This is a genomic window from Alcanivorax sp. HI0007 (assembly GCF_001635525.1).
GTDB lineage: Bacteria > Pseudomonadota > Gammaproteobacteria > Pseudomonadales > Alcanivoracaceae > Alcanivorax.
Genome location: NZ_LWEJ01000283.1, coordinates 1 through 7,899 on the forward strand (window position 1 = coordinate 1; position 7,899 = coordinate 7,899).

Annotated in this window: 6 protein-coding genes; 2 read left to right on the forward strand and 4 right to left on the reverse strand. The window is 61.2% G+C overall.

Translation table 11 applies throughout. The annotated features are described in order from the left end of the window. Positions 1–187 (forward strand): hypothetical protein (locus tag A3714_RS18160; protein ID WP_197463450.1); only part of this gene is annotated, 187 nt, incomplete at its 5' end. On the opposite strand, the gene A3714_RS17180 is transcribed toward A3714_RS18160, so the two are convergent. Then, the gene (locus tag A3714_RS17180) at positions 188–1,078 is read right to left on the reverse strand and encodes a DNA ligase (RefSeq protein WP_231866185.1); all 891 of its coding nucleotides are present in this window, start codon (positions 1,076–1,078) and stop codon (positions 188–190) included. A gap of 151 nt (positions 1,079–1,229) precedes the next feature. Here A3714_RS17180 and msrB point away from each other — a divergent pair, with 151 nt between their 5' ends. Continuing rightward, positions 1,230–2,291, forward strand: a complete 1,062-nt coding sequence (msrB, locus tag A3714_RS17185) for a peptide-methionine (R)-S-oxide reductase MsrB (RefSeq protein WP_063509865.1) — start codon at positions 1,230–1,232, stop codon at positions 2,289–2,291. On the opposite strand, the gene A3714_RS17190 is transcribed toward msrB, so the two are convergent. The 3 genes from A3714_RS17190 to A3714_RS17200 all read right to left on the reverse strand — a co-directional run. Further along, on the reverse strand, positions 2,274–3,608 hold the full coding sequence (locus A3714_RS17190) for a Na+/H+ antiporter NhaC family protein (protein ID WP_063509866.1): 1,335 nt from the start codon (positions 3,606–3,608) through the stop codon (positions 2,274–2,276). The two genes, msrB and A3714_RS17190, sit on opposite strands and share 18 nt — an antisense overlap. Positions 3,609–3,774: 166 nt before the next feature. Further along, the gene (locus tag A3714_RS17195; RefSeq protein ID WP_197463451.1) at positions 3,775–4,818 is read right to left on the reverse strand and encodes an alpha/beta hydrolase; all 1,044 of its coding nucleotides are present in this window, start codon (positions 4,816–4,818) and stop codon (positions 3,775–3,777) included. A gap of 197 nt (positions 4,819–5,015) precedes the next feature. Next, the coding region (locus tag A3714_RS17200; protein WP_063527210.1) for a carboxyl transferase domain-containing protein at positions 5,016–7,899 on the reverse strand (2,884 nt) is incomplete at its 5' end.

Sequence of the window (7,899 nt, forward strand, 5' to 3'; positions counted from 1 at the left end):
CAACTGGTCCTTCGCACCGATCCTGGGTTATAGCAGTGATCTGCAAATCGTCTTCCGGGTACCCAACACCGACCGCGCCAAGAACTTCGTGGCCGACGCGGTCGCCGGCGCCAGTGGCAGCTTCATGGCCACCCTGCTGGATGACAGCGGCAACGAAGCTATCTACGAGTTGAACCTGCAGCCCTGATCAATCGGACTGCAACACCTGACGAGTCGGCGCCGCCGGCTCGTCGTTTCGTATTCGCAAAAAGCTGGCAAAGCGGGGCAAACCCGTGGATGTGAGACCGTAGAATTTATAGGTCACCGTGCTGCCCAGCGGCGGCGGGTCCGCCCGTTCGGCATCGCTGAGACCACTGCCCAGCTTGAAGCGCCGGCCCGCTTCGGTTTCCACCACCAATGCGCCAACCTGGCCCTGGTATTTGCCTTTTCCCGGGGTGTAATCCACCACCAATGCTTCCGCATCCTGAAAGGTTTTTACCTTCAACAATGCCGCCGTGCGGCCGGTTTGATAGACGCTGTCGCCATGGTGCAGCATCAAGCCTTCGCCACCCGCCGCCAGCACCCGGTCCAGATCGGCCAGCAGGGCCTCATGATCCGTGGCCGGCCGCTGTTCCACCATGGCCAGATGGTAAGATCCGGTATCTCTGGTCAGCTGACGCATTCGTATAATGCGCTCGCTGAACGGCACACCGGAGGCCGGCAGGTCGAACAGCATAAAACGGATTTGCCGCCACTCTTCCGCCTTCGGCTGCAACCGGCGGATGGCCGCAGACACCTGGGCAAAGCGGCCTCGACCCATCCACAGTTCGCCATCCAGAGGCTGATCCGGGAAATCCCGCAGGAACCAGTCCGGCGCCGCAATCACATTGCCTCCCCGGGACAGCAACTGCTGCCCGTCCCAGTAGGCGCGCACCCCGTCCAGCTTTTCGCTGACCCAATAGCCCTGCAGGTCCATGCCCGGCTGATACACCCTGGCCAGCTGCAAGGGGGGCTCGCCGGCCCGGGCCACAGCCGCCAGCAACCACATAGCCACCACCAGGCCAAGCCGCAGACCGCCTTGTCGTACCGGTATCGTCACGGTCTTCTCCCTTTATTCTCGCTCACGGTCCCAGACTGTGACGGAAGGAGAGGCCCGGCTCTGTCCGCCTTCGCAGCGACAACGCGTAAGAAATCACCGGTTTTGCAACAAATCCGCCGGTCGGGCATCCAAGCGTCAGGAGGTATCAATCATGCGTACTTTGTTGTTTCTGGCTGCTCTCACCGTGAGCAGCCCACTGTTGGCCGCCGAGGCCTACTTCGCCGGCGGCTGTTTCTGGTGTACCGAATCGGATTTTGAAGAGCTGGATGGGGTCAGTGAGGCCATCAGCGGCTTTGCCGGAGGGGACGAAAAGAATCCCAGCTACGAGGATGTGGCCCATGGCCGCACCGGCCATACGGAAACCGTCAAGGTGATCTACGACCCGGCGGTGGTGAGCTATGACAACCTGCTAACCTGGTTCTGGCAGCATATCGACCCCACCGACCCCAACGGCCAGTTCGTGGATCGCGGCCAGCAGTATCGCAGCGCCATTTTCTACCAGACCGAGGCAGAGAAAACGGCAGCCCTGGCTTCCCGGAAAGCACTGGAGGAAAGCGGCCGCTTCGACAAGCCGGTGGTCACCGAAATCACCGAACTGAACGCCTTCTACCCGGCGGAGGATTACCACCAGGATTACTACAAGACCCACAGCCTCAAGTACAAGTACTACCGCTATCGCTCCGGCCGTGACCAGTTTCTGGAAGAACACTGGGACGACCCGAAACATCGCCCCTGGCTCACCGACCAGGTGACCCAGCGCTGGCAGGGCCCGGACCAGTTTCAGCGCCCCAGCGATGCGGTGCTGAAAAAATCCTTGCCCAAGCTGGTCTACCAGGTGACCCGGGAAGACGCCACCGAGCGGGCTTTCCAGAATGAATACTTCGACAACAAGGCCGAGGGTATCTATGTGGACGTGATCAGCGGCGAGCCGTTGTTTTCCTCCACAGACAAGTACAAGTCCGGCACCGGCTGGCCCAGCTTTACCAAGCCCATCGACAAGGAATTCGTCACCCTGCACGAAGACAACAAGCTGTGGGCCACCCGCACGGAAGTGCGCAGCCGCTACGCGGACTCCCACCTGGGTCATGTGTTCAGCGATGGCCCCGCGCCCACCGGCCAGCGCTGGTGCATGAACTCCGCGGCGATGCGCTTTGTGCCCAAGGACGAGATGGCCGAACAGGGTTACGGGGAGTATCTATCCCTGTTTGAGTGACACCAACCGTGGCCGGTTGATGACAATGGCGATCACCCCGGCCACCGCCAGTGCCCAGCAGTAATGGATGGCGCCGATGAGCGCCAGCGGTGACAGCCCGGCAATGGAACAGGCCAGAAGCACCTGGGCGCCATAGGGAATCAGCCCCTGCACCACGCAGGAAAAGATATCCAGCACACTGGCGGAACGGCGCAGGTCCACGCCATGATCGTTGGCAATATCCCGGGCCATTTCACCGGTGAGCACAATGGCCACGGTGTTATTGGCCACAAAGATATTGGCGAACACCACCAGCAGTGCAATGCCCACTTCCCCGGCCCGTTGCAACGGCAACTTGAGCCAGCGGGTCCAGCCATGAATCCGTTCGATCACCCAGCGAGTCCCGCCCTGGTCGGTCATCAACTGGGACAACCCACCGATCAACATGGACAACAGCATGATTTCGAACATGCCCTCGAAACCCGTGTAGATGGCCCCGTTCATACTGGCAAGTGTGTATTCCGGCATCATCACCATGCCGGTAACCCCGGCGGTAACAATGCCCACGATCAGTACCGCCAGCACGTTCAGGCCACAGAGCGCCAACCCGAACACCAACAGGTAGGGCACCACCAGCGCAAACCGGAAGGGCTCCGCTTCCACTTGGTGCTCACCACCGCCCAGCACGATCAGCAACAGCACCGTCAGCGCCGCCGCCGGCACGGCAATCCAGATGTTGACGCGGAACTTGTCCTTCAACGACACGCCCTGGCTGCGAGTGGACGCAATGGTGGTATCGGAAATCATCGACAGGTTGTCGCCAAACATGGCGCCGCCCACCACGGCACCCAGTGCCAGCGGCATGGACAGTTCCGTGGCCCCGGCAAAACCGGCGGCAATGGGAGCCGTGGCCGCAATGGTGCCCATGGAAGTGCCCATGGCCGTGGCTATAAAGGCAGAAATCAGGAACAGGGCAGGCAATACCCATTCGGCAGGGATGATGGTCAGCCCCAGCTGCACGGTGGCGTCCACACTGCCGATACTGTCACTGACGCTGGCAAAGGCCCCGGCGAGCAGGAACACCAGACACATGAGCAGCAGATTGGGGTGACCAATACCCGTCAGCAGCCGATCCACACTGGCGTTGATCCGCTGGCCGGCCACCCGCGCCATCAGCATGGACAACACAATGGCCACCATGGCCACCACCGGCGCCTTGATCTGGTAGAACGCGAAGTCAGTACCGGTGGAGGTGTAGTACAACCCGCTACCAAGAAACACCGCCAGGAAAAACAGCAGCGGCAGCAACGGCCAGGCGCGGGCAGGAGCGTGGGTCATGGGTCCGTCCGGATCGCGGTGAATGTCCAGACAGTGTAGAGATTTCAGGCCAGACGCGGTACCTGCCTCACCTGCTGTTCAATACTGACAGGGGAAAAGCCACGGGCGATTGCCTGCAGCTTCAGAAGGAGATTTCAAGACACCCCCGTTCCCACTCTGTACACCGCTATGGGTGACGTCCGGTCGCCAGCTGTTGATTGATAAAATTCACCATACTCTCTTCGAGTTGCTGCAATCCTGGCATCTCCAACGGATAGTGCCCTGCGTTGTCCAGCATCACTGAAGACCATCCATGCTCAGGCAATCTCTCCAGAAACGGTTTGCTCAGCGCAATTGGGGTCCAGTGATCTTCAGCGGGTTGCGTCAGCAAAATCGGACAGACATGAAAATCTTCGGGCTCAATTGCCGGCTGGTAGGTCAGATAACTATGCAAGAAACGCGTACTGACCCAGTTACCTGCTGACGTTTCATCGTCAAGAAAAACTGCCAGCGCTTCATCATTGTTTACCAGCTTGTTCATCTTGGATACCCATTTCAGGGGCAGCTTCATACCCCCGGTAACAGGATTATCGGCCAGCCAGAGTAATGGAGAGCCGGTCACGCTGATAAACGTATTTCTGGCCGTTTTTCGGCGCACCATGCCATTGCGCTGATCAAGAAACGTCATGCCAATGATGCCGTCCACTTCCCCATTCAGCGCCGCTGCATGGTAGGCCAGCATGCCACCGGCGCTCAGCCCATACAGGAAAACAGGCCGCTCAGAAATCGCATGCTGAGCATCAATAAAATCGCTCACCAGCTCAACCCAGACAGAATACGTCAGTGTCTCGTCCGGATTGACTTGTGTCATGCCATAGCCGGGCAAGTCCAGGGCCATGACATCAAAGCCATGACGGTACAAGGGCCCGCCAGCAATCATTGATAGCTGACGACCGTTGGTGCCCACGCCATGGAGAAGAATCACCAGGGCAGGTGCAGATTGGTTGGCAAAATGATCAATATGAATGTTATGGCCACGCCACTTCCACCATCGCTCCTCTGGCTGGAAGGTGTTGGTCAAATGCAATTGTTCGGGAAGAAAGGTCTGAATCTCTTTCCAGGCAGCCTGCGACTGATAACCCTTCAGTGCTTCATCTGCGAGAGCGGGTGACATGAATGTGGCCATTAGAATGGCACCCAGCACCTTGCCAAGAGCGGTTTTTATTTTCATTTTTTCTAGTCCGTATGAAGGCGTACTCGTATCCCCCCCTATAGAGTCAAACCCGTTCCGGGTTCCAGGCGGTCTGCGCGCACTGTTCGTTTTTTACATCACACCGGGACTTTAGTCGCTCTGGTCTCTTTAAACATGACTCTGGCCGCCATCTTGTTGACATATGACGCCAATACCGGCGGCGTGTGGAAGTCGCTTCAATAGGTATCCACAAACGGTCGACCACCGTGCCGACCGGTCTTCAACCCTGACGCATTCAACCCGCGCAGCAACCACAGGCGACTTTCCCCGGGATCAATCACCGCATCGATTTCCAGGAAACTGGCCATGTTCAGGGCCTTGCCCTGCTGGTAGGCCTTGGCCACCAGCTTGTCGAACAGGCGCTGCTGTTTCTCCGGTGTCGGCTGGGCCGCCAACTCCTTGGCAAAGCCCAATCGCACCGCCCCTTCCAGCCCCATGGCGCCGAACTCGGCGCTGGGCCAGGCGGCGGTGAACAGCGGCGAATGGAAACTGCCCGCCGCCATGGCCTGGGCACCCAGGCCGTACCCCTTGCGCAGCACCAGGGTGAAGAATGGCACAGTCAGGCTGGCGGCGGTGACGAACATGCGTGACACATGGCGCACGGTACCCTGCTTTTCCGATTCCGGCCCCACCATGAAACCGGGGGTGTCGCACAGGGACACCATGGGCAACCCGAACGCTTCGCACAGCTGCATGAAGCGCGCCGCCTTGTCGCCGCCCACCGCATCGATGGCGCCGCCAAGGTGCTGGGGATCGTTGGCGATCAGGCCGAACGGCTTGCCTTCAATGCGCACCAGGGCGGTGATCATGCCGGGGGCAAATGCCCGGCGCAGTTCCAGCACCGAACCGGTATCGGCCAGTGTCTCGATGACCCGGCGCATGTCATAGACGCGGGTGCGTTTTTCCGGAATGCGGTGCCGCAGCTCCCGCGGGTCCGTCGCCTGCCAGTCCGTCACCGAGCCCTGGAAATAGGACAGGTACTGTTTGGCCACGGCCACCGCCTCGGCTTCATCGCGGACTCGCACATCCACCACCCCGTTGGCCGCCTGCACACTGACCGGCCCCACCTCTTCCGGCGTAAAGCGCCCCAGACCACCGCCTTCGATCATGGCCGGCCCGGCCATACCAATGGAGGCATCTTCTGTGGCAATGATCACATCGCAGCAACCCAGCAAGGCGGCGTTACCGGCAAAGCAGCGACCCGAACCGATGCCCACCAGTGGCACCTGGCCGGACAATTTCGCCATGGCAGCAAAGGTATGGCAATCCAGCCCCGCCACGCCGACAAAATCGGTATCCCCCGGACGACCGCCGCCCCCTTCCGCAAACAGCACCAGTGGCATCTTCCATTGGCCGGCCAGCTGCAGCAGGCGATCGGTCTTCTTGTGGTTCATCATTCCCTGGGTACCAGCGAACACGGTGTAGTCGTAGCTCATGGCCATCACCCGCGCGCTCTGCTCGCCCACCTGATCCGCGTTGACCGTGCCGGTACCACCAATCAATCCGTCCGCCGGGCTCATGGCCTGCAGTTCCTCGGCACTGCGACGGCGGCGCTGGGCGGCCAGGGCCATGGCGCCATATTCCTGGAAGCTGCCCGCGTCGAGCAGATCGTCAAGATTTTCCCGGGCGGTGCGCTTGCCCTTGCCGTGGCGTTTTGCCACCGCCTGGGGTCGGCCTTCGTCGCTGATGGCCTGGTGGCGATCCAGCACCTCCGCCAGGTCCTTGCGGATATGGTCCAGGTCCACGCTTTCTTCCGTGGCGATGGCATCGCCCGCCACCTCACCGGGTTCCACAAACAGCAGCGGCGCGGATTCGTTCAGGGCATCGCCCTCCCCGGCGGCCAGGCTGTGCACGCTGCCAGCCGTGCTGGCGCGCACTTCGAATTCCATCTTCATGGCCTCCAGCACCGCCACCACCTGTCCCACCTGCACGGTATCTCCTTCCTGGACAAGCAGGGACACCAGCACCCCGGTGGTGGGGCTCAGCAGCGCCTCGCAGCCGGCGGGGGTCTCCGACGCTTCACTCTGAGGGGCGCTGGCCATGGCAGGACGATCCCCTGCCGGCACCGCCGGTATGGCCGCCAGCAAGGTGTCGAGATGGCTTTCTACATACCCGGTGGTGACCGTGTTGGCTGCCACGTGGTCACTGCCCAGCAGTGCCTGTAGCAAACCCCGGTTGTTTGGTACCCCCTCGATACGGGTCTGCGTCAGGGCGCGACGGGCCCGCTGCAATACCGACCCGTAATCCGTGCCGGTGACGATCAGCTTGGCCAGCAGGGAATCGTAGGCCGGGCTTACCGGGTAACCGGCGTAGCCATAACCGTCCACGCGGATGCCCGGGCCGCTGGCCGGCTCATAGGCAGTGAGGGTGCCCGCCGCCGGCGCGGTACTGCCATCGGCCTTGAGGGTTTCCAGATTGAGACGCAGCTGTACCGCCATGCCCTCACAGGCCGGGGCGGTTTCCAGGTTCAGGTCGGCGAGACTCGCCCCCGCCGCCAGCCAGATCTGACTCTGCAACAGATCCACCCCGGTGACCTGTTCGGTCACCGTGTGCTCCACCTGCACCCGGGGGTTGGCTTCCATGAAATAGAAACGGTCCTGATCCGGCTCCACCAGAAACTCGAAGGTGCCGATGCCCTGATAGTTCACTTCTGCCGCCAAGGTCAGGGCACTGTCGATAATGCGATCACGCAGGGCCGGGTCCAGACCCGGCGCCGGCGCGAATTCCACCAGCTTTTGATGACGGCGCTGCAGGGTGCAGTCCCGCTCCCACAAATGGCTCACCGCCCCGCTGCCGTCGCCCAATACCTGCACTTCGATATGCCGGGCAGCGTCGACCAATTGCTCCACGTAAACGGCGTCGTTACCAAAGGCAGCCTTGGCTTCCGACTGACAACGGGCATAAGCCGCGTCGAGCGCTGCCGAATCAGTGACCGCTCGCATACCTCGCCCGCCGCCACCGCTGAGGGCCTTGATCATCACCCCGCTGCCCTGCAACGACGCCATGAACGCCCTCGCCTCTTCCAGCGACACCGCCTGCGCGGTGCCCTGCACCAGCGGC